This window comes from Psychrobacter sp. Choline-02u-9 (genome assembly GCF_002836505.1).
Taxonomy (GTDB): Bacteria; Pseudomonadota; Gammaproteobacteria; order Pseudomonadales; family Moraxellaceae; genus Psychrobacter.
Map to the genome: position 1 here is coordinate 43,123 of NZ_PJBF01000054.1, position 20,284 is coordinate 63,406.

The 20,284-nt window shown below is 44.8% G+C and carries 16 protein-coding genes and 2 tRNA genes; 6 read left to right on the forward strand and 12 right to left on the reverse strand.

Annotation, left to right across the window (positions count from 1 at the left end; genetic code table 11):
* Window positions 1-11: 11 nt before the first annotated feature.
* The 9 genes from CXF69_RS08405 to CXF69_RS08445 all read right to left on the reverse strand — a co-directional run bounded on the left by CXF69_RS08405 (window position 12) and on the right by CXF69_RS08445 (window position 11,537).
* Complete coding sequence (locus CXF69_RS08405; RefSeq protein WP_057761132.1) at window positions 12-983, reverse strand: peptide ABC transporter ATP-binding protein; 972 nt, start codon at window positions 981-983, stop codon at window positions 12-14.
* Window positions 980-2,047, reverse strand: coding sequence for an ABC transporter ATP-binding protein (locus tag CXF69_RS08410; protein WP_228706759.1), 1,068 nt, complete (start codon window positions 2,045-2,047; stop codon window positions 980-982). The genes CXF69_RS08405 and CXF69_RS08410 overlap by 4 nt, the downstream gene beginning before the upstream one ends.
* Window position 2,048: 1 nt before the next feature.
* Window positions 2,049-2,963 (reverse strand): ABC transporter permease, encoded by a 915-nt coding sequence (locus tag CXF69_RS08415; protein ID WP_057761128.1) that lies wholly within the window; start codon window positions 2,961-2,963, stop codon window positions 2,049-2,051.
* A gap of 133 nt (window positions 2,964-3,096) precedes the next feature.
* On the reverse strand, window positions 3,097-4,113 hold the full coding sequence (locus CXF69_RS08420) for an ABC transporter permease (RefSeq protein ID WP_101206323.1): 1,017 nt from the start codon (window positions 4,111-4,113) through the stop codon (window positions 3,097-3,099).
* A 186-nt stretch (window positions 4,114-4,299) separates the two neighbouring features.
* Entirely contained in the window at window positions 4,300-5,940 is a 1,641-nt protein-coding gene (locus tag CXF69_RS08425) for an ABC transporter substrate-binding protein (RefSeq protein WP_101206324.1), read from the reverse strand.
* Between the two features lie 459 nt (window positions 5,941-6,399).
* A complete protein-coding gene (locus CXF69_RS08430; RefSeq protein ID WP_101206325.1) occupies window positions 6,400-8,028 on the reverse strand; it encodes a GMC family oxidoreductase in 1,629 nt (542 codons plus the stop codon).
* Between the two features lie 190 nt (window positions 8,029-8,218).
* The gene (locus CXF69_RS08435; RefSeq protein WP_101206326.1) at window positions 8,219-8,545 is read right to left on the reverse strand and encodes a DUF779 domain-containing protein; all 327 of its coding nucleotides are present in this window, start codon (window positions 8,543-8,545) and stop codon (window positions 8,219-8,221) included.
* A gap of 200 nt (window positions 8,546-8,745) precedes the next feature.
* Window positions 8,746-9,774 carry an alcohol dehydrogenase AdhP gene (adhP, locus tag CXF69_RS08440; protein WP_178379299.1) on the reverse strand — a complete coding sequence of 343 codons (1,029 nt, stop codon included), beginning with the start codon at window positions 9,772-9,774 and terminating at the stop codon, window positions 8,746-8,748.
* Window positions 9,775-10,010: 236 nt separating this feature from the next.
* Window positions 10,011-11,537, reverse strand: coding sequence for an acetaldehyde dehydrogenase ExaC (locus CXF69_RS08445; protein WP_101206327.1), 1,527 nt, complete (start codon window positions 11,535-11,537; stop codon window positions 10,011-10,013).
* 507 nt (window positions 11,538-12,044) lie between these two features.
* Here CXF69_RS08445 and CXF69_RS08450 point away from each other — a divergent pair.
* The 3 genes from CXF69_RS08450 to CXF69_RS08460 all read left to right on the forward strand — a co-directional run bounded on the left by CXF69_RS08450 (window position 12,045) and on the right by CXF69_RS08460 (window position 15,467).
* Window positions 12,045-13,991, forward strand: coding sequence for an AAA family ATPase (locus CXF69_RS08450; protein ID WP_101206328.1), 1,947 nt, complete (start codon window positions 12,045-12,047; stop codon window positions 13,989-13,991).
* A 144-nt stretch (window positions 13,992-14,135) separates the two neighbouring features.
* The gene (locus CXF69_RS08455; RefSeq protein ID WP_101206329.1) at window positions 14,136-15,284 is read left to right on the forward strand and encodes a type I glyceraldehyde-3-phosphate dehydrogenase; all 1,149 of its coding nucleotides are present in this window, start codon (window positions 14,136-14,138) and stop codon (window positions 15,282-15,284) included.
* 92 nt (window positions 15,285-15,376) lie between these two features.
* Window positions 15,377-15,467: transfer RNA gene (locus CXF69_RS08460), tRNA-Ser, on the forward strand.
* 111 nt (window positions 15,468-15,578) lie between these two features.
* Here the strand turns inward: CXF69_RS08460 and CXF69_RS08465 are convergent.
* The 3 genes from CXF69_RS08465 to CXF69_RS08475 form a co-directional block, all read right to left on the reverse strand.
* On the reverse strand, window positions 15,579-16,310 hold the full coding sequence (locus CXF69_RS08465; protein WP_101206330.1) for a hypothetical protein: 732 nt from the start codon (window positions 16,308-16,310) through the stop codon (window positions 15,579-15,581).
* 304 nt (window positions 16,311-16,614) lie between these two features.
* Entirely contained in the window at window positions 16,615-16,944 is a 330-nt protein-coding gene (locus CXF69_RS08470) for a hypothetical protein (RefSeq protein WP_057761113.1), read from the reverse strand.
* Window positions 16,945-17,134: 190 nt separating this feature from the next.
* Window positions 17,135-17,210 (reverse strand) — tRNA-Asn (locus CXF69_RS08475).
* A gap of 486 nt (window positions 17,211-17,696) precedes the next feature.
* Here CXF69_RS08475 and CXF69_RS08480 point away from each other — a divergent pair.
* From CXF69_RS08480 to betB, 3 genes are all read left to right on the forward strand, one after another.
* Entirely contained in the window at window positions 17,697-18,041 is a 345-nt protein-coding gene (locus CXF69_RS08480) for a DMT family transporter (protein WP_101206331.1), read from the forward strand.
* Between the two features lies 1 nt (window position 18,042).
* Window positions 18,043-18,612, forward strand: a complete 570-nt coding sequence (locus CXF69_RS08485; RefSeq protein ID WP_220456015.1) for a TetR/AcrR family transcriptional regulator — start codon at window positions 18,043-18,045, stop codon at window positions 18,610-18,612.
* A 147-nt stretch (window positions 18,613-18,759) separates the two neighbouring features.
* Complete coding sequence (betB, locus tag CXF69_RS08490) at window positions 18,760-20,262, forward strand: betaine-aldehyde dehydrogenase (RefSeq protein WP_101206333.1); 1,503 nt, start codon at window positions 18,760-18,762, stop codon at window positions 20,260-20,262.
* Window positions 20,263-20,284: the final 22 nt, after the last annotated feature.

Consider the following 20,284-nt stretch of genomic DNA (forward strand, 5'->3'; position numbering starts at 1 on the left):
CCTTAGTCACCTTAACCATATATCTCTTCTAAACGTAAACAAGCAACCAATCGACCGTCCCATTCGCGCAGTTGCGGCTCTATTTCGCTGCATTGCTGCTTGGCATAGGGACAGCGTTTATGTAGGGCGCAACCACTTGGTGGATTGAGCGGACTTGGCAGCTCACCTTGTAGGGTTAAGTCATTCTTATGACCATTTACCGTTGGGGCAGCAGCCAATAGGGCGATGGTATAGGGGTGCTTTGGCGCATTATAAATCGCTTCTTTGGGGCCGTGTTCAACAGCTTGACCCAAATACATCACCATCACATCATCAGCGACGTGGCGCACGACCGACAAATTGTGCGAGATGAAAACGTAAGCGGTACGATACTCATCCTGCAAATCCATAAATAGATTTAAGACTTGCGCCTGAATAGATACATCGAGTGCGGAAGTTGGCTCATCAGCGACGACGATTTTAGGGTTGAGCATCATGGCGCGGGCGAGGGCAATACGTTGACGCTGACCACCCGAAAACATATGCGGATAACGACCAGCGTGTTCGGGACGTAGACCGACATGTCTCATCATCTCGTTGATTTTGTCGCGCTTTTCCTCTTTAGACAGTTTGGTATGGATATCCAATGGTTCTGTCAATTGATAGCCAATGGTATGACGCGGATTTAAGCTACCATAAGGATTTTGAAAGACCATTTGAATTTCAGTACGCAGCTCTTTTAGCGCTTTTCTGCTATAGCCTGTGGTGCCTTCATCGTTGATAAATAGCTCACCATGTGTAGGCGATTCGATCAGTGTCAACTGGCGGGCAAGGGTGGATTTTCCGCAGCCTGACTCACCAACTACGGCCAATGTCTTGCCAGCTTCAAGCTCGAATGAGACGCCATTGAGCGCTTTTACGTAGGCCTTTGCTTTGCCCAGACCTTGTGATACTGGGTAGTGCTTGTGTAGATTGTCTGCTTTTAGGACCACTTTATTACTCATACTTGTGACTCCAGGGTAGCAGCGTGAGAGGGGCGAGAGGTAATATTAGAATCAATACAACGCACCTTGCCATTGGGCGTATCTAAAATAGGTGGCGGTACTTCGCAAGCAGGCTCTTTATAAGGGCAACGAGGAGACAACAAGCAACCAGCTGGCCGGTCATATTGACTTGGCACGACACCGGGCAAGCTGTTTAGACGGTCTTGACCGATAGCGAGCTCTGGGATGGCTTGCAGTAATGCCTCGGTATAAGGATGAGCAGGATTTTGGAAAATCTCCGGTACGGTACTGGTTTCTACCACTTGTCCCGCATACATAACCGCGACATCACGCGAGTTTTGCGCGACAAGGCCCAAATCGTGGGTAATTAATACCATCGCCATTTGTTTTTCGCGTTGCAATCGGCTCAGCAAATCCATGATCTGCGCTTGTACCGTGACATCGAGCGCAGTGGTTGGCTCATCTGCGATAAGCAGTTTTGGCTCACAAGCAATGGCCATCGCAATCATAACCCGTTGACTCATACCGCCTGATAGCTGATGCGGATAGACTTTGAGACGGTTTTTGGCATCGGGCATTTCGACCAACTCTAGCAGTTCTAAGATGCGTGTTTGTACCGCTGCGCCTCGTAAACCAAGATGCTTGCGTAGAACTTCACCTAGCTGCATCTCAACCGTAAAGCTTGGATTTAGGCAAGACATAGCGTTCTGAAAAATCATAGAGATATCTTTGCCAATGATGCCGCGTCTCTCTTTGGCTGACATACTAAGCATGTCTTTATTGTCAAATACCACTCGCTGTGCACGAACGGTCGCAGAAGGTGGCAATAACCCCATCAGCGCCATCATGGTGACTGATTTACCTGAGCCAGATTCACCAACGACAGCGATGACCTCACCTTGGGTAATCTTTAGCGACACATCATCGACTGCGCGAAAGGCACGCACCCCTTGTCCAAAAGTGACCGACAGGTTTTCGATATCTAACAGCAATGGTGCGTCTTTTGTTGATGCACCATTCATAGACGTATGAGTGATAGGCGTATTAATTAATGGTTCAGTCATCTTAAGTCACCTGCTTTAATTTAGGATCTAGCGCATCGCGTAAGCCATCACCAGTCAGGTTAATCGATAGTGCAGCTAAGAAGATAGCGACACCCGGCCAGATTGCTAGCCAAACATTACTTTGAATATATTGACGTGCCGTACCTAGCATCGCGCCCCATTCGGCATCAGGTGGCTGTACGCCAAAACCTAGGAAACCAATCGCACCCGCTTCTAAAATAGCAGACGAGAAAATCATCGTTGCCTGTACGATAAGCGGTGCCATACAGTTGGGCAAAATGGTGATAAACAACAATCTGAGCACGCCAGCGCCCATCACTTGTGAGGCAATAAAATACTCACGTTGTAGCTCTACCATTGCTGTGGCACGAGTCAGACGAATAAAAGGCGGTGTACAGACCAGTGCGATCGTAATAATCGTATTGGTCATAGAAGGACCTAAGATAGCGGCAATGATAATCGCCAATAGCAAGCTCGGATATGACATCAGAATATCATTGACCAACATGACCGCCTTGCCCCAGACCTTTGGCCAAAATGCTGCACTCAGACCTAAAGAAATACCAACCAACATCGCCAGAGTCGTCGCGCTTAGACCGATAAATAATGAATAACGCGCGCCATACATCACTCGAGACAATGTATCTCGGCCTGCATCATCAGTGCCTAGCCAAAACATCGCATTGCCGCCATCTAAAAAGGCAGGTGGCAATTGCTCTTGACCGGTGAACAGCTCGTAAGGATCGTGAGGGGCAATAGCAGGCGCAAGTATGGCAACTAGAACCATCAATGCCAGTACGATAAAACCAATCACGGCGCCTTTGTTTCGGCAGAACGTCGATAAAAATAGCTGCCAAGATGACGGCGGTGTGGCTGCCATCAGATTGACATCAGAGGGGAGAACAGAAGGCTTCATGAGCATTTCCTATAGTGGCTAGCGCAGTGACATTTTTTAGAATCTTATTCATAAAAAAGTACTAAGCATTGCTAAAACTTCACTTGAGCGCTAATCATCACTATTTATAATGTGAGTATTTATTAATGTTAAATTAAGAAGTATGGCGAATACGTGGATTGATCAGACCATACAAAATATCAATAAATAAACTAACCAAAATCAGAGCGGTGGCGACCAATAAAATACCATTTTGTACAATAGGGTAGTCACGAGTGAAAAACCCATCGAGTAGCCAATTACCAACGCCTGGCCAACTAAAGATAGTCTCGGTAATAATGGCACCTGCGAGTAATGTCGCCATCTGTAGGCCAACGACGGTAACCACAGTAATCAAGGCGTTACGCATGACATGAACCAGTATTACTCGGCGTGGAGATAAGCCTTTGGCTCGTGCTGTACGCACATAGTCTTCATCTAATACCTCTAGCATTGCAGAGCGTGTCATCCGCGCAATCATCGCTAACGGAATGGTCGATAAGGCTATAGAGGGCAATATAAAGTGTTTGACCACGTTCCAAAACGCGCCAGGCTCTCCTGAGATTAGTGAGCCGAGTAACCATGACCCATACAGTGGTTGCACATCTAAAAACTGTGCGACAGATATCACCCCAGCGACGGGCAGTAGACCTAAATAATGAGCGAAGATACCAGTCAGGATAGGGCCCAATAAATAGATGGGCATAGAGTATCCTGCCAACGCGCCTGACATGAGGGTGTAATCAATCCATGTACCACGGCGCAGGGCAGCAAAGATGCCTAAGCTAACACCAATAACACTAGCGATGACAATAGCGCATAACGCCAACTCTAAAGTAGGAACAAAGTGAGCAAAGAAGTCTTGTAGTACGGGCGTACGAGTACGAAAGGACTGACCGAAATCACCCGTTAAGATGCCAGTCAAATAATCCCAATACTGGGCAACGAGTGGTTTGTCTAATCCTAGCCTTTCTAGGGCACGAGCATGTAGCTCGGGATCGACCATACGCTCGCCCATCATAATCTCTACCGCATCTCCAGGTACGAGACGAATCAGAGTAAAAGTCGATAGCGTTAGGCCAAGATAGACGGGTATTAAAATGGCAATACGACGCAGAATATAAAGTAGCATGGGCTGCTCAATAGTTGTGGTTCAATGATTAGAGTATTAGCGATGATGAAGAGATCCGTGACAAAGTGCTTAATTCATATTGTTCATATAAGTGCGGCTGGAGCAGAGTATCTGACCCAGCCGCACTTATATGAATGAATAAAATGAATAAATTGCTTATGTTGTAACGGAATTAATCAGTCAAGGTTATTCAACTTTTACACCATCGAAGCGTATTGAGCCAAGTGGGCTGATTTTATAATCGACCACATTTGGTGCGGTGAATACCGTCACTACCGAATGCGCCATTGTCGTCCAAGGAAGCTGCTCTTTGAATATCTGCTGAGCTTGCTCGTATTCACTGACACGCTCATCTTGATTGTTAATCTGACGGGCGTTGGTCACCAAATTATCGAAGTCTTTGTTACACCAGCGCGAGTAGTTATTGCCACCGACTGCGTCACAAGACAGTAATGAGCCAAGCCAGTTGTCTGGATCACCATTATCGCCAGTCCAGCCGGCTAGAATGACATCAGGCTCGCCTTTAGCAGCGCGTTTTAGGTACTCGCCCCACTCATAAGTCACAAGCTTGGTATCGACGCCAATCTTCGCCCAATCTGCTTGTAGCATTTCAGCCATTAGCTTGGCATTTGGGTTGTACGGACGCTGAACTGGCATATACCATAGATTGATAGAAAGATTATCCGCGCCAGCTTCTTTGATTAGTGCTTTTGCTTTTTCGACGTCGTAAGGCGCATCTTTAAGTGACTCATCATAGCCCCACTGCGTTGGCGGCATTGGATTGGTTGCCTTGAGGCCTTCGCTCTGATAAACCGCATTGATAATAGCGTCTTTGTTGATCGCCATATCTAATGCTTGACGCACTTTAAGATCGCTCAGTTGAGGTTTTTCTACGTTATAACCGACATAGCCGACGTTGAAGCCAGGCTGATCGAGAACAGTGGCTTTACCTGATTTTTTGACAGATTCGATTTCGGCAGGTTTTGGATAAGCGGACACATGACATTCGCCAGCTTGCACTTTCTGTGCACGAACTGCCGAGTCTTTAGTGATGACAAACACTAGGTTGTCGATATAGATGTCGTCTTTATTCCAATAGTCTGGGTTTTTGGTATAACGAATTTGCGCGTCTTTTTGATATGAGGTAAAGACGAAAGGTCCAGTACCGACTGGCTTAGTATTGATATCAGCAGCATTGCCAGAGGCTAGCAATTGATCTGCGTACTCAGCAGAACCAATATAAGCAAAAGGCATCGCTAGGTTCTGTAGGAACGGCGCATTGGTTTCGCTAAGGGTAATTTTTACCGTATAGTCGTCAACCTTTTCGATATTAGAGATAATATCAGGTAGCCCCATGCCGACCGAATATGGGAATTCAGCAGGATAAGCTTTGTTAAATTCAAAGTCTGGGTCAGTGATACGTTCTAGCGTAAAGACAATGTCATCTGCGTTGAAATCGCGAGTTGGAGTAAAGTAGTCAGTTGTACCGAATTTAACCCCTTTGCGTAGATTAAAGGTATAAGTCTTGCCGTCTTCGCTAATCTCCCAGCTCTCAGCTAACCCTGGTTGAATCTCAGTCTCCGCTCTTTTGAATTCTACCAAGCCATTGTAAATAGGGAAGGCACTCGCATCAAAATCCGTACCAGAAGTATATTGCGCTGGATCGAATCCAGCAGGGCTACCTTCTGAGCAATATAGCAATGTTTTGGCAGCTTTAGCGTCTGAGCTAGCAGCAGAGTCGTCAGTAGTTTTGTTGTCTCCACTACAGGCGCTGATACCTAAGACAAACGTCGCCAACATCGTAAGTTTGAAGAGTGATTTTTGCATTATTACATCCTATGTAATGGTAGGTAGGTACTCATGTATCCATATGTTCGTACTCGATTATGAATACGATGAGAAAGCGTTTAGTGACCTCTAAAGCATCTATCTATAAAATGTTTCATATATACAAAATAAAACATATTAAAGGTTGTTATAACTTTAAATTATATAGATGGAAACTAAAAATATAAACAAGTCGTTCGAATATACTCTCTTAATCTGTGGTAATGCAAGCTATAAATAGACTAATTTTGATAAAAAGTGCACGGTTTTGCCGTATTTAGCATCAATAAGATATTAAATACTAAATTCTATGGCTTTATGTTTGTTAATTTTCAATAGCAAAGAGACATACCTTTAAATTGCTAGCCAGTTACAATTTTACTAATTGTAAACAATTAGAAATGATAAAGTTATGTCTCTTTAAAGCAATCAGCTATAAGCAGTTTGCCTAATACAGCATCAAATAGGGCCATGATTCGCCTTAATGAGATCGGCCATTTTTTCGGCAATCATAATAGTTGGCGCATTGGTATTGGCGCTAATAAGCGTTGGCATCACTGAAGCGTCAATGACTCGTAATCTGCTCACACCTCGTACCTTCAATTCCAAATCGACCACAGAGCTGTCATCTGAGCCCATGCGGCAAGTACCTACTGGATGATAGATGGTATCTGACTTATTTCTGATATAGCCGAGCATGCCGTCTTTTTCGAGGTAAGGGGCAGGGTAGTCTTCAGTAATGTACTTAGCGAGTGCAGACTCTTGCATGATGGCGCGAGTACGCTCGGCACCGGCAACCATATACTCTACATCTTTTGGATGCGACAGATAGTTTGGATCGATCAAGACAGCATCGGAGGGGTCGGCTGAGTCCAGTCGTACAGTGCCTCGACTTTCAGGCCGTAAGTAGCAACTGTGACAAGAGACAGCAAATCCGCGTCTGAGATCGCGACCGTGCTCTATCACGCGCGAGATGACAAAGTGCAGCTGTGTATTTGGCCACTCCTTTGGGTCATCACCGACGCTAAAGAACGCACCTGCTTCTGCATAGTTGGTAGACAGCAGCCCTGTACCGTCTTTTCTCCACTGCCGAATGCTTTTGGTCAATGTCGAAATCGATGCCATGCCAATACCGATGACGTCAGTAGTATTGACCTCGTAATCAAAGACGACGTCTAAGTGATCCTGCAAATTACCACCGACTTCAGGTGCATCTACTACCACATCGATACCATGAGACTGCAAATGCTCTGCAGGGCCAATACCTGAGAGCATCAGGACTTTGGGCGAACCAAATGCGCCACCTGATAGTAGGACTTCATGACGCGCCGTGACAGTATGTTCGACACCGTCTTTTTCGTAGACGACGCCTGTCGCTTGATTGTCTTCGATAATGACGCGGTTAGCCTGCGCATGAGTGATGACAGTTAGGTTGGAGCGGTTTTGGACAGGATGTAGATAGGCGGCCGCGGCAGAGCAGCGTTGGCCTTGTTTTTCACCATGGAAATGAGTGACTTGATACAATCCTGTACCGTCTTGCTTTTCGCTATTAAAGTCAGGGTTATGATCTAGGCCATTGGCAATCGCAGCTTCTACGAATGCTTTGGAGATGTCTCGTGGACTGAGTAGGTCGCTAACATGCAGCGGCCCGCTATCACCATGTAGCTTATCGCTACCACGAATATTATTTTCAGCTTTGATAAAGTAAGGCAATACATCGTCAAATCCCCAGCCAGTACAGCCTTGCTCTACCCAGCGCTCATAATCTAGCTTACTACCGCGCGTATAGATCATGGCATTGATTGCTGATGATCCGCCTAGACATTGTCCACGCGGCTGAAAACCTTTACGATTATTAAGGTGCTCTTGCGGGGTGGTGTGAAAGCACCAATTGTTCAATTTCAGCGGTTTGCCAGGAACCATCAGAATCAGTCCAGCAGGCACGCGTACTGCTAGATCTTTGCCATCACCGCCGTACTCTAATAAGCAGACACTGATATCTGGGTTTTCAGTGAGACGGCTGGCGAGCACGCAACCCGCCGAACCTCCGCCGACGATGACATAGTCAAATGTTGTGTCAAATTCCATTTCATATTCCTTATAGCATCCATGCTAATTAAAATAGGGTACGCTTTACAGTAACTATTATTCTGCTGAAATAATAAAATAAAAATGACTCTGCGGTATCTGTTTGCGTCAATATCGTAGGACCAGCTAAGACTGTTATATTCGGTACATCGTCTGGAATTAATGCTACTTAATGTTGCGTCAAACGTCCTTATATCGCACAGATTTCTGAGCGTACGATAAAGCGTTTGCCTTCAGGGATTTCTAACGAAAAACTCGCACCGCGCCCATTGACGACATCAATGGTGAGATCCGTATGTTGCCATAGATTGTACTGTGCCTTACCCATATAAAATGGACAGCCAGCAAGCTCACCAACCAACACATCCTGACCACCCACTTTGAACTCTCCTAATGGATAGCACATGGGCGAGCTACCGTCACAGCAGCCACCTGATTGATGAAACATCAGCTCACCGTGCTTAGATTTCAATAGCTCAATTAACGCTTTACAAGATTCTGTTGCTGCCAGTTTCATATCGTACTCCTTCTTATGGCCCATCCATGGTTTATATAATTGCTCTCTAGTATCAGTATGCCACAGTCAAATCAAAAAGGTCGCATCATCTTCAGACACATCACAACTGGCATATGACTAAAAAGATACGACCTTCGGCTGATAATTGACAGTTGGAATAACTACGTAATAAGCTTATAACACTGTCATTTTACTATCCGTTATTGATTATAGTCGATGACGATACGACCTTCGATTTTGCCATTACGCATCCGCTCAAAAATATCATTGATGTTCTCTAACGGCTCAGCTTTGACGGTCGCTTTGACTTTGCCAGCCGCTGCCATATCTAGCGACTCTTGTAAGTCAAGACGTGTGCCAACGATAGAGCCGCGTATGGTGATACCATTGAGTACAGTATCAAAGATTGACACCGGGAAGTCGCCAGTGGGGAGCCCGTTACATACTAAAGTACCACCGCGACGTAACATGCTTAAGGCTTGATCAAAAGCTTTTGATGATACTGCAGTGACTAACACGCCATGAGCGCCACCGATTTTTTCTTGTAGCAACTCGCCTGGGTCTGTATTTTTGGCATTTACCGTCACTGTTGCCCCCAGCTTTTTGGCGAATTCAAGTTTTTCGTCATCAATATCAACAGCAGCAACATTGAGCCCCATGGCAATGGCATACTGTACAGCCATGTGACCAAGGCCGCCGATACCTGAAATAACAACCCAGTCGCCTGGCTTGGTGTCGGTCATTTTAAGACCTTTATATACCGTGACGCCCGCACATAAAACAGGGGCAATCTCAATGGAGTCGACACTCTCAGGAATAATGCCAACATAGTTGGCATCTGCAAGGACGTATTCTGCAAAGCTACCGTTCACTGAGTAACCAGAGTTTTCTTGCTTTTTACATAAGGTTTCCCAGCCACCCAAGCAATGCGTACAGTGACCACAAGCAGAGTATAGCCATGGCACACCAACGCGATCACCTGCTTTGACATGAGTTACGCCGTCACCGACCGCCGTGATCACGCCAACACCTTCATGACCTGGGATAAATGGCGGGCTTGGCTTAACAGGCCAGTCCCCCTCAACCGCATGCAAATCAGTATGACAGACGCCTGAGGCGTGCATTTTGACAACTATTTGCCCAGCACCTGCGGTTGGAATGTCGACTTCTTCGATTTTTAAGTCTTGACCGAACTCATGTAATACAGCGGCTTTCATTTTGTTAGTCATAATAAGCTCTCTTTTATGGGTGATTGATAAATGTTGATATAAAAAGTTGTTGCGATATTGCATTCAAAATATGCAAACACCTTATTTTGAACGCAAGACTGCTACAAATTTTTCCTGCTGTGCGCCTAAGCGCATTAGAGGATATAAAAATTCGTCTCAGTTTTTTATTTAGATCGTTGTAGCGAGCGGGCTATGTAACACTTGTGATAACCCGCTCCATGATTAGCAATGATGGTTTAGAAGAAGCCCATTTTTTTCTGACTGTACGACACCAGCATGTTTTTGGTTTGCTGATAGTGGTCGAGCATCATTAAATGGTTTTCACGTCCGATACCAGATTGTTTGTAACCACCGAACGCCGAATGTGATGGATAAATATGATAGCAGTTGGTCCATACGCGGCCTGCTTGGATACCACGTCCGAAGCGATATGCCTTGTGTACACTACGGGTCCATACACCAGCGCCTAAACCATACAAGGTGTCATTGGCAATCTGCATGGCTTCGTCATCGTCTTTAAAAGTAGTCACGGCAAGGACAGGTCCAAAGATCTCTTCTTGGAACACGCGCATGTCGTTGGTGCCCTCAAAGATCGTTGGCTTGACGTAGTAACCATCTGCTAAGTCGCCATCGTGTTTGGCTTGTTCTCCGCCGACGAGCACTTTTGCGCCTTCTTTTTTACCGATGTCGAGATAAGATAAAATTTTCTCTAGTTGGTCTGAGCTGGCTTGCGCGCCAATCATGGTGTCGGTATCGAGTGGGTTGCCCATTTTGATGGCCTCGACACGGGCGATACAGCGTTTGATAAACTCATCATAGATGCTCTCATGAACGAGTGCCCGCGATGGACAGGTGCAGATTTCACCTTGGTTCAGTGCAAACATCACTAGACCTTCGACCGCTTTGTCCAAGAAGTCATCGTCCTCATCCATAACATCGGCAAAGAAGATGTTAGGGCTTTTGCCACCAAGCTCTAACGTCACTGGAATGATGTTTTCGCTCGCGTACTGCATAATGAGGCGGCCAGTGGTAGTCTCACCTGTAAAGGCAACTTTATTGATGCGAGGGTTTGAGGCAAGTGGCTTACCCGCTTCGACCCCAAAGCCATTGACGACGTTTAGCACGCCCTTTGGCAAAATGTCAGCGATACCGATGGTCTCTAACATGAACAGAATAGAAACTGGCGTTTGTTCGGCTGGCTTTAGAACGACACAGTTACCAGCAGCAAGGGCAGGTGCTAGCTTCCAAACGGCCATTAGGATAGGAAAGTTCCAAGGAATGATTTGACCGACGACACCAAGTGGCTCATGAAAATGATAAGCCACAGTGTCTTCGTCAATCTGACTGATACCGCCTTCTTGTGCGCGAATGGCGCTGGCAAAATAACGGAAGTGATCAATGGCTAGAGGGATGTCGGCTGCGAGTGTCTCACGAACAGGTTTGCCGTTTTCGTAACATTCGGCAATCGCAATCGCTTCTAGGTTGGCTTCCATGCTGTCAGCAATTTTGAGTAACAAGTTGGCACGTTCAGTAACACTGGTCTTACCCCAAGCATCTTTGGCAGCATGCGCCGCGTCTAGGGCTTTTTCGATATCGGCTTCTTTTGAGCGGGCTACTTGGCAAATAGTTTTACCATCGATGGGGCTTGTGTTATCAAAATACTCTCCATCGATAGGAGCGGTCCACTCACCATTAATAAAGTTATCGTATTTTTCGCGGAACTGAACAGGGCTACCTTCCGTATTGGGATTTGCATACAGCATGAAACACTCCTTGTTGTGTTGTTTGTTTTATCGGATAATACAAGCGCAATTTTATCTATCCTAATATCTGTTATCGCAAAACAATATCAGTTGATGTTGTGATTGATTAACATCAATTGCTCTCTGTACACGTTTCATACTACTCGGCTTCTGCTGATAATCATACTAAAATTTTATAATGACTGATGAGTTAACACATAACAGGAAGTTTGCTTTAATGGCCATGATTTTATTGCTGTAAAGCCTAGAATGCATAGGCTTGGTATTTATGATCAAAGCAGATACTTTACGGAAAAAATTAAAAGATAAGCTATTGATTTTTTGCATTTATAAAAAATAAAGCATTTTTTATCTATATTCTATTGACAATTGTTTATTTTATTGTCGATACCTCAAGGTTGCACAGCCCGCAAATTTTAGGTGATTTTAGGCAAATGTTGCGTTTTTTTCCATTATGATGATGGTTTTATTATTCTCTTTTTTCACATTACTGGCTGGTTTGAATCTATGCGTCAATCTTCTGCTCTCGATATCTTAAAAACAGGTCAAAATGTCTTTTTAACGGGCTCAGCAGGCTCAGGTAAGACCTATACGCTCAATCAATATATTGATTATCTACGCGCTCGCCGTGTGCCTGTTGCGGTGACTGCCAGTACCGGTATTGCTGCCACACACATGAACGGCACAACGATTCATAGTTGGTCGGGTATTGGTATCAAGGATGAGCTGTCTGATCGAGATTTGACAAATTTATCACGCAAGCAGTTCTTAGCAGACAGACTAAAAGACACGGCTGTGTTGGTCATCGATGAGATATCAATGCTACATGCCAAACAGCTTAACTTGGTCAGCCAAGTCCTCAAGCATGTCCGCAAAAATAACAAAGCCTTTGGTGGTATACAAGTCGTTGTCGCAGGGGACTTTTTTCAGCTGCCGCCCATCGGTAGCAAGGGCGAGAGCAATCGTGAAAAATTTGCCTTTATGTCTGAGGCGTGGCTCGATGCCAAGTTCCATATTTGCTATCTGTCAGAGCAGCATAGACAAGTCAGTGACGCGGCGAATGGCGGGCTTGATCTAGATGATATTCTCAATCAAATCCGCCGTCAGGAAGTAACCTTTGAGGCGATTGCCGCTTTAGAAGCGACTTATGACCAAAGTGTCGATATCAAGCGTACGCGTCTGTATACCCACAATCTCAACGTCAATAAAATCAATGACAAAGAACTGGCGTCTCTAGATGGCGAGATGATGCGTTTTGAGGCGACGGCGACAGGCGATAGTAAGCTGGTTGAGACGCTAAAAAAGACCGTGCGTACCCAAGACGAGCTGATTCTAAAAGTCGGTGCCAAGGTAATGTTTATCAAAAACAACGCTGAGCTTGGTGTCTCTAACGGAACGATGGGCGAGTTAATTGGGTTTGCTGCTGTCAAAGTGGATGACAGTAAAGACAGCAGTGAGGCATTGATCGAAAATAACATTGATGCGGACCGTGAAGATACTGACGAAACCACGGATAAACAGACGACCAAGGGTAAAAAAAGCGCTGCTAAAAAAGAAGCCGATAAGCCAAAAGCAAAGAAAGCGGCGACGCAAAAAATGCCTGTGGTTAGACTAAACTCCGGACGTGAAGTCATCGCTGAACCTGAAGAATGGATCATCGAAGATGAAACGGGCGATGTGCTGGCAAGTTATTTACAAGTACCGCTCTGTCTAGCATGGGCAATCACCATTCATAAATCGCAAGGCATGACCCTTGACGCGGCTGAGATTGATTTATCGCGTACCTTTGAGCTTGGGCAAGGCTATGTGGCCTTGTCACGTCTCAAGTCGCTGGCAGGATTGCAGCTGCTGGGTATGAATGACATGAGCTTGCAACTTGATCCATTAGCACGCGGCGCAGACAAGCGATTTTTGGTGCTGTCTGACGAAGCTGATGCCAACTATGCCATGCTCGATGAAGAAAGCATGCAGCAGGCACATGAGAAGTTTGTCTTAAAGTCAGGTGGTACGCTCAGTCAATCCGTGATTGATGCCTATGCCGCGCTGCAAAAAAAGCGCCGCGAACAGCAGCAAGCGCAAATAGATAAAAAGCAAAAACAGGGCAATCAGGTCTCTGATAAGTCAGAAAGCACCTTGAGTGCAACCCGAGTGTTATTGGAGGAGAGTTTGACCATTGCGGAGATTTCAGAAGCACGTCAATTGTCACAATCGACCATCATGCGCCATATCGGTGAGCTAAAATCACAAGATCCGAGTCTTGCCTGCGATCATCTGCGTCCAGATGATGAGGTGATGACAGCCGTAGGTAATGCCTATGTCGCCATTAAAGTCGCCAATAATCCAAATGACTTCAATGATGACGGTAGCATCAAGCTGCGTCCGATATATGATCATCTCAAGCAAAGCATTGACTTCAATACCATTCGCCTCGCATTGATTTTTATCACCCCATAGTTTTGCTGCCTATAACTTTGTTACCTTTATTTTTATAGGCTTTATTTTTGCTATTTCTTAATATTCAGCAATCATTAGCGCACTCAACGTGATAACGCTCAGTTTTTACCCTCATTTATAGCGATACCCTTTATGTCCAATGTTATGCCTGATTTTTCGAGCGCTACTTATCAATTGACCTCTGACCCGATAGCGGCGACGTTCCGTACTACTGGTGAGCATACACAGCCACTTAGAGTCGCTATCAATGGCTTTGGTCGTATAGGGCGCAATGTACTTCGCGCTTTGCTAGAGCGCTTTGAAGTGTTAGGCCGTGCGATTCATGTGGTGGCAATTAATGACTTAGCGCCAGCGGATATCTTGCTGCATTTATTAAAGTTTGATAGCACCCATGGCCGCCTCAGTCGATTAGGGGTAAATGCTGAAATTGTAGAGAGTGAGTCAGGTGATACAAGCAAGACTGAGCTCTGTCTGACTAAGAATAATCTAACTTACTGTATCAATATGCTATCAGAGCCTGATCCCAAAAATTTACCTTGGCAGGCGCTGGGTGTTGATGTGGTTTTAGAATGTACAGGGCATTTTCGCTCGTATGAGCAGGCGACGCTACATATTGATGCTGGCGCGCAGCAAGTAATTATCGGTGCCGCGCCATTTGATGATGTGGATGCCTGTATCGTGATGGGCGTGAATACCGATGCGCTCACGCTTGAGCTACCGATTATCTCTAGTGTTTCTTGCACCACGCAGGCATTGGTACCGTTGATTGATACGCTAGATAAGGCGTTTGGTGTGCAGTCCGCCATGATGACAGAGATTCATGCAGTTACTGCTGATCAGACAGTGCTAGATCAAGCACATCGAGATCCAAGACGGGCGCGCGCTTCTGGCTATAATATCATTCCAACGACATCTAGTAGTATCGCTGCGACAGAGCGGGTGCTACCAGCAATGGTCGGCAAAATAAACGGACATTCGATACGGGTGCCCACTATCGACGTGGCTGCGATTGATGTCACCTTTGTATTTGATACGCCAGATGTCGATGTCGAGACAGTTCGAGAAGTACTCAAATCTGCCAGTCAGGCGCATCTGCATGACATCATGGCTTATACCGATGAGCCATTGGTATCTAGTGATTTTATCCATCAGACTGAGTCGCTTATCATTGATGGGCAACAACTTATGCAAGTAGGCGGTCAATATAAGGTTTTTGCATGGTACGATAATGAATGGGGCTATGCCAATAGGCTGCTCGATATGTGCTTACATCTGGCCTCAAGCAAGCGATAATGCATCAATTTACAAGTATTCGAAAATTAATTGAATTTTTTTAGTTTAGGGGCTTGCATTATAAAATGATATCTATATAATGATGCACCAATGGAGACGTGGCAGAGCGGTTGAATGCACCGGTCTTGAAAACCGACAAGGGTTAATAGCCCTTCGAGAGTTCGAATCTCTCCGTCTCCGCCAAATTCGAAAAAGCCCCAATCAGCAATGATTGGGGCTTTTTTTTATGGTATCGATAAAAGTATTAAATAATACCTTCTACTTCTATAAAAACCTCAATAGTAAGTTATACAGCTACTTCACCAGTGAGTTTTCAAATTCGATTGTCTGTTCGTCTGCTAAGGTAAGCGTACCTTTATTAATCTCGATAGTGATGCCACTAGCATTTTTGATAGCGCGCATGACATTGATATCCTCAATGCTGCTTTCAATAATGATCTTGCCAGACTGCTCTGGTGCGATAGGTGGATCAAAGGCTGTCAATGGCACATTAAAGTTTTTGCCCTTTGTCAGGTTGGCATCCTTCATGGTCAGCGTCCCTTTAAAACTTTTTATCGCGCCTTTGCCATGATTAGATAGCATAAACTGCATTTTGACTTGATTTAAGCTATCGCTATCACTGGTTTTCACAGGGAGCAGGGCGACAGGGTACATCTGTGCGGTAGCATTAGTCGCCTGACCTTTGACAATTGGGCTTTTCTTGCCCGTTGGGTTGTTTGGATGCAGACGCTCGTATTCACGCTGTTGTATTAGCGCCTGCTTAATAGTGGTGCGCGGCATGGCTCCTGATTCATAAGCGTCGCTCAATTTCATGCGCAGCATATATCTGCTGAGTACTTGTTGATCGGCCTCAGACAACTGTTCAAAAGTTTGCCCTAACTTTTTTTGCCATTGGTCAGAATCTGTCGGTATGGTTGTTTTACTTGGATCAGTCTGCGGCGATGAGCAGCCAGTTGCAATCACTAGCATTGCTACCGTCATGGTTGAAAACAAAGTTTTGTTGAAACGCTGATGTAAGCCCGTCATCGTACCCCTCCTTGCAGATCTTTATTATGTTAAAACCCTATAAATAGTCACGACTATATCCTTAATATACCTTGTTTAAACATCTGTTGTGTTTAATTATGGCTAACTACAGTCGCAAATATATCGGAGTACTTAAAAACATGTTTACTATAAATCAGATGCAAGAAGGGCGTAACAAGAGGAGAGTTAGAGAAAGATCAGTAATGCTTTAACTTTTATAACAGCCACAAAAAAGACCAAGCTCGCGTTAGCAAACTTGGTCTATTTTATTTTAATATTATCTAGCAGCGTTACTATTAATTGTTTAATCGTTGTCTTGCAGCTCAGATAGCGGATGAGTGATGTTGTTATTATGCGTTACTACAATCGCTTCATCAATAATATGTTGGCTAACGCCGCGCTTACGTAGCGTTTCGATGAATACTTCATCATGGGCAAGCGTATAATCCTGATGGTCACGATCTAAGCCCTGACGAATATAAAGACGAATCAGCCCTTGAATGCGCTTAAAGCCCAAGTCTGATGACGTCGTTTCTAATAGACCAATCATTTCTTCAGACAAACGAATACTAATCGGGCGCATGATCTTTTGCGGATGATCAGAAAACTTATTTTTTATACGTACAGGTATCATAATAAACCATTACTTTTAGTGAGTAAGAGCGAAGCACTCAAACAAAAACGAACCCAATCAAAACTAATCTTACCATACAACAAAAATGTCTAAAAGAACACCACAGCCGTGCTAATATTATTAGAAGTAAATATAAAAGACACAGCAATAAAAAAACCTCCATCAAATTATGATGAAGGTTTTTAGTATATGGCTCTCCAACCTGGGCTCGAACCAGGGACACACGGATTAACAGTCCGTTGCTCTACCAACTGAGCTATTGGAGAATAGCTGGTCATAACAGTAAGTTATTGATGCTTTATATTAAAGCAGTTAATTAGCTTGTTTGCGTTATGTGGGGCACATTTTAGCCAAGTCACTACAGGCTGTCAACCTTATTATGCGTTTAATTATAAATATTATCGCAATTATTGAAAATTAACGCCAATCCCTTATCAGATAGGCTATTTCAAGGCAGCACTCAGTAGAAAATGACGATAAATGTGCTTTAGAAATAAAAAATATTTTTAGAAACTTTTATATGGCACATAGGATAAACGATAAGAATATAGAGCCAGACGTCGATTCGGCAAAGTAAAATTGGATTTGATGCCTTGTATTTTTAAATATAAAGGTGGTGCGATACCGTTTGACACAATAAAGTTGCAAGACAGTCCTTCACATTGGCAGTAGAGTTCTATAAAATACCGACCATGTGGTTTCTTTGCTATGTTTTTCATAGCATGCGTTGAACAAAGGCGGGTGTTCTAAAGATGAGTCCTACTACTATTGCTTATGGTTACTTAGCCATTGCCATCATTTGTGAAGTGATCGGCACTACTTTTTTGATGAAGTCAGAGCAGTTCACCCGTTTGGTGCCAACTTTGATGATGGGCGCGCTCTATGCGGTTTCATTTTATCTAATGGCTCAGACGCTTAAGACCATACCGCTAGGTATTGCGTACGCGCTGTGGGGCGGACTCGGAATCGTACTGACATCACTCGTTGGTGTGGTGCTATTCAAGCAAAATCTTGATACAGCAGCAGTGGTCGGTATCGCGATGATCGTCGGCGGTGTTGTTGTGATGAACTTATTGTCTAATTCTGTGGTGCATTGATATGGAAAATGCTTATAAGCGTAAAAAACAGCCAGAAGTCATTCGTCGTGCGTTGTTAGATCAAGCAGCACGTATCACATTGGAGCAGGGCTTATCTAAAGTGACTTTTCAGGCGGTCGCTGATGCGGTTGGGGTGACAAAGGGTGGTGTGATGCATCATTTTTCTACCAAAAACGCACTCGTGCTAGAAGTCTTCAATGATGCAATGGCTAAGTTTGAGGCAGAAGTAAACGCAGCAATGGCTGACGATCCTGTTAAGTACGGTTCATTTACCCGCGCTTACATAGACGCCACCATCAGTCTCGGCGAGCAAGGGCAGGAAGAGTACGATAACCAAGCGACCTTATATGTGCTGATGCTAGGTGATAGTGAGCTGCGTGAGTTGTGGGCTAAGTGGGCGAACGAGCAACTCAAAAAACATGCAGCAACGGATAATACCGAGACATTATGTATGGTTCGCCTTGTCGCTGACGGTATTTGGCTCTCAGACTTTTCAGGTATCGATATCGCAGACAAACAGTCATTACGTGATCGCCTGATAAAAATGACGCAACAAGACTTTGATTCATAAAATGACGCTGTTTTATAAAATAATTTTTATTTCACTATTTAAAGACTAAATTTCTTAAAGACTAAATTTCGAAACTTAACTAACGACGACATTATATGGTAAGAGCCTATTTATAGCTGATTTTGCCAATCGTCCTGAGGAGAATTTATGACTGATATTAATAATTTGACAGATATTATCGATTTAGACCAAGTACAAACAGCTTATATCAACGGTCGCTATCTAGCGGTTGATGAATCGCTAACGACTTTTGAAGATATCAATCCAGCCACTGGTGAAGTATTGGCAACGATTCAGCAAACCAGCAATGAGCAAATTGACGAGGCCGTAAAAGCCGCACATAAAGGTCAAAAAGTTTGGGCGGCGATGACAGCGGTCGAGCGTGGTCGCATTTTATCAAAGGCTGTTGAGATATTGCGCGATCGCAATGATGTATTGGCACTACTTGAGACCAAAGACACAGGTAAAGCTTACTCTGAAACTAAGTACGTCGATATCGTTACTGGTGCTGACGTCGTTGAATACTATGCAGGTCTGGCACCGATGATTGAAGGACGTCAGATTCCATTGCGTGATACTAGCTTTGTCTATACTCGCCGCGAGCCTCTTGGCGTGGTCGCAGGTATTGGCGCGTGGAACTATCCTATTCAAATCGCGATGTGGAAAGCGGCACCTGCACTGGCTGCTGGTAATGCGATGATTTTTAAACCATCAGAAGTGACGCCATTGACGGCACTAAAACTGGCAGAAATATTGACCGAAGCTGGATTGCCAGATGGTGTGTTTAACGTCGTACAAGGTAACTATGAAGTGGGTCAAGCGCTAACCGATCACCCAGATATCGCAAAAGTATCGTTCACGGGTGGCGTACCGACTGGTAAAAAAGTCATGTCGAATGCAGCAAGCTCATCTCTAAAAGACGTAACTTTAGAGCTTGGTGGTAAATCACCTTTAATCATATTTGATGACGCAGATATCGATACCGCTGCTGACATCGCTATGATGGCCAACTTCTACAGTACGGGTCAGGTATGTACCAATGGCACACGCGTATTCATCCCTAAAGCGTTACAAGCTAAGTTTGAGCAAGCGATCTTAACTTGTGTTGAGCGTATTAAGCTAGGCGACCCTATGGATGAGAACATCAATATGGGTCCACTGGTTAGCTTCCCGCACATGGAGCGTGTGCTTGGCTATATCGAGCAAGGTAAAAAAGGCGGCGCACGTCTGCTAACAGGTGGCGAGCGCGTTACAACGAATGAGCTTGCCAACGGCGCATTTGTCGCACCGACAGTATTCACTGATTGCACGGATGATATGACTATCGTACGCGAAGAAATCTTTGGCCCAGTGATGTCGATATTGACTTACGAGACCGAAGAAGAAGTTATTCGCCGTGCCAATGATACCGATTACGGCTTGGCAGCTGGGGTTGTGACTGCAGATTTAAAACGCGCGCATCGTGTCATCGCTCAGATCGAAGCTGGCATCTGCTGGTTGAATACGTGGGGCGAGTCGGCAGCACAAATGCCAGTAGGCGGCTATAAGCATTCTGGTATCGGCCGCGAAAACGGTATCGAAGCGCTCGAACACTATACTCAGACCAAATCTATCCAAGTAGAGTTGGGTGCGTTTGAATCTGTCTTTTAATCAATCTTATTGAGAAAAACGA